The following is a 2,401-nucleotide window of genomic DNA, read 5'->3' on the forward strand; positions in this document are numbered from 1 at the left end:
CTGGGCTGGCCGCCGAACACAGTGAAGAAAAGACCGTGATGATCGACGCGACGTATCTGAAGGCACACCGCACCGCGTCCAGCCTGGGCGTTAAAAAGGGGGGCGTGGCCGCCTGATCGGCCGAACCAAGGGCGGTATGAATACAAAGCTGCACGCCGTCTGCGACAGCCTGGGGCGACCAATCAATCTCTTCGTCACCGCCGGGCAGGTGAGCGATTACATCGGCGCACGGGCATTGGTGAGCAGCCTGCCGAATGCCGAGTGGCTGCTCGGGGACCGGGGCTATGACGCAGACTGGTTCAGAGAAGCATTGAAAGACAAGGGGATACGAGCCTGTATCCCCGGCCGAAAGCAGCGCAAGACAGCCATCAAGTATGACAAGCGTCGATACAAGCGCCGCAACCGCATCGAGATCATGTTCGGAAGACTGAAAGACTGGCGGCGTGTGGCCACTCGCTACGACCGATGCCCAAAAGTCTTCCTCTCAGCCATCGCATTGGCCGCAACCGTCATGTTCTGGCTTTGAGACAAGAACGAGTCCTGACCCTAATCGGCGAGCTTGGCCACCTTTGTCCTTTTGAGGTGAAGCATGCCACGCAAGTCCCCTTTTAAGCATCATCGTTTTCCACGGGAGATCATTCTGTGCGCGGTGCGGTGGTATTTGCGCTACCCGCTATCCTATCAAGACGTGGTCGATCTACTCGCAGAGCGTGGGATTAATGTTGATCGATCAACCGTGTATCGTTGGGTGATCAAGTTTGGGCCCGAACTCACCAAACGCACAGAGAAACATCTTCGCCGTGCCAGCCTCGATTGGCACGTGGACGAAACTTATGTCCGCGTTGGTGGCAAGTGGCGATACTTGTGGCGCGCAGTTGATGCAAATGGCCAAATGATCGACTTTCGCCTCACCGCTCGGCGGGATGCAAAGGCAGCAAAGTCCTTTCTCAACAAGGCGATCGAACGAGTGCGCCTGCATCGACCGGTCACAATCGTCACGGACAAGGCGCCGACCTATCATCGTGTCATCCGTGAGATCAACCGTCGATACGATCCGCATTTCGATAGTATCAAACACATCGATCGTAAGTGGCGCAACAACCTGATCGAAAGCGATCATGCAGCATTGAAGCGGCTTTTTGGCTATCGCCAAAGCTTTCGGTCGTTGCGAACGGCCAAGGCTGAGCCTCCCCCTTTGAAGTGGTCCGCCCCTATAGTTAGGAAAGCGGAGGACCAAGTATGGCGATCAAGAGACCTAAGCCAGAAGAGATTGTCGTGAAGTTACGGCAGGTTGAAGTTCTGATGGGGCAAGGCATGCCCCGAATTGAAGCGATCCGACAGATCAGCGTGACTGAACAAACCTATTACCGTTGGAAGAAGAAGTATGGCGGAATGGGCACGGAACAACTCAAGGAACTGAAGCGACTACAGAAAGAGAACGAGCGTCTGCGTCGTGCGGTTTCTGACCTGACATTAGATAAGTTGATCCTGAAGGAAGCCGCATCGGGAAACTTCTGAGCCCCTCGCGTAGGCGGGCCTGCATCAACCATGTTCGTAGCCAGTTCAAGGTTTCTGAACGACGGGTTTGTCGCGTTCTTGGCCAGCACCGATCCACACAACGCCGATTAGCACGTGGACGCGCTGACGAAGAACGCTTGGTCGAGGACATGATCGAGCTGACGCGCCAGTTTGGTCGATATGGCTACCGTCGAGTTGCTGCGCTGTTGAGAGACGCAGGCTGGCAAGTGAATGACAAACGCATCGAACGGCTTTGGCGACGTGAGGGGCTTAAAGTGCCAATGAAACAACCAAAGAAAGGGCGGCTCTGGCTGAATGACGGATCATGTGTCCGCCTACGTCCTGAGTATCGTAATCACGTCTGGTCGTATGACTTCGTACACCACAGAACAGACGACGGCAGAGCCTTTAGGACGCTCAACATCTTGGATGAACACAGCAGGGAATGCCTGGCTATCCGGGTGAAGCGGAAGTTGAATTCGACCGAAGTAATCGACGCTCTGACGGATTTATTCATCCTGCGAGGCGTGCCTGCCTACATCAGGTCGGACAATGGCCCAGAGTTCATCGCTGAGGCCGTCAGGGACTGGATCAAGGCGGTTGGGGCAAGGACTGCCTACATCGAACCCGGGTCACCCTGGGAGAACGGATATTGTGAGAGCTTCAACGGGCGGATGCGCGACGAGTTGCTGAACGGTGAAATCTTCTACTCGCTACGTGAAGCCCAAATCATCATTGAAAGATGGAGGAACCATTACAACACCAAACGACCACATAGTGCTTTGGGCTACCGCCCACCTGCGCCAGAAGTCATCGTTCCGATGGACCAAAGGCCAATCATGCACTAACTTTCAAGTTGGACCACTCAAGTGGGGCTGCTCAC

The 2,401-nt window shown here is 55.0% G+C and carries 2 protein-coding genes and 1 pseudogene; all 3 read left to right on the plus strand.

What is annotated here, in order from left to right:
- A pseudogene (locus ACP15K_RS20285) lies at window positions 1–526 on the plus strand (IS5 family transposase); the annotation flags it as partial.
- 63 nt (window positions 527–589) lie between these two features.
- Window positions 590–1,279 (plus strand): IS6 family transposase, encoded by a 690-nt coding sequence (locus tag ACP15K_RS20290; RefSeq protein ID WP_424991464.1) that lies wholly within the window; start codon window positions 590–592, stop codon window positions 1,277–1,279.
- Window positions 1,240–2,366, plus strand: a protein-coding gene (locus tag ACP15K_RS20295; RefSeq protein WP_424990915.1) for an IS3 family transposase whose coding sequence is annotated in 2 segments (ribosomal slippage) — window positions 1,240–1,504 and window positions 1,504–2,366 — 1,128 coding nt in all. Because the reading frame shifts where the segments join, the coding sequence is not laid out codon by codon here. The genes ACP15K_RS20290 and ACP15K_RS20295 overlap by 40 nt, the downstream gene beginning before the upstream one ends.
- Window positions 2,367–2,401 lie beyond the last annotated feature (35 nt).

It is taken from the genome of Fluviibacterium sp. S390 (assembly GCF_049800695.1).
Classification (GTDB): Bacteria; Pseudomonadota; Alphaproteobacteria; order Rhodobacterales; family Rhodobacteraceae; genus Meridianimarinicoccus.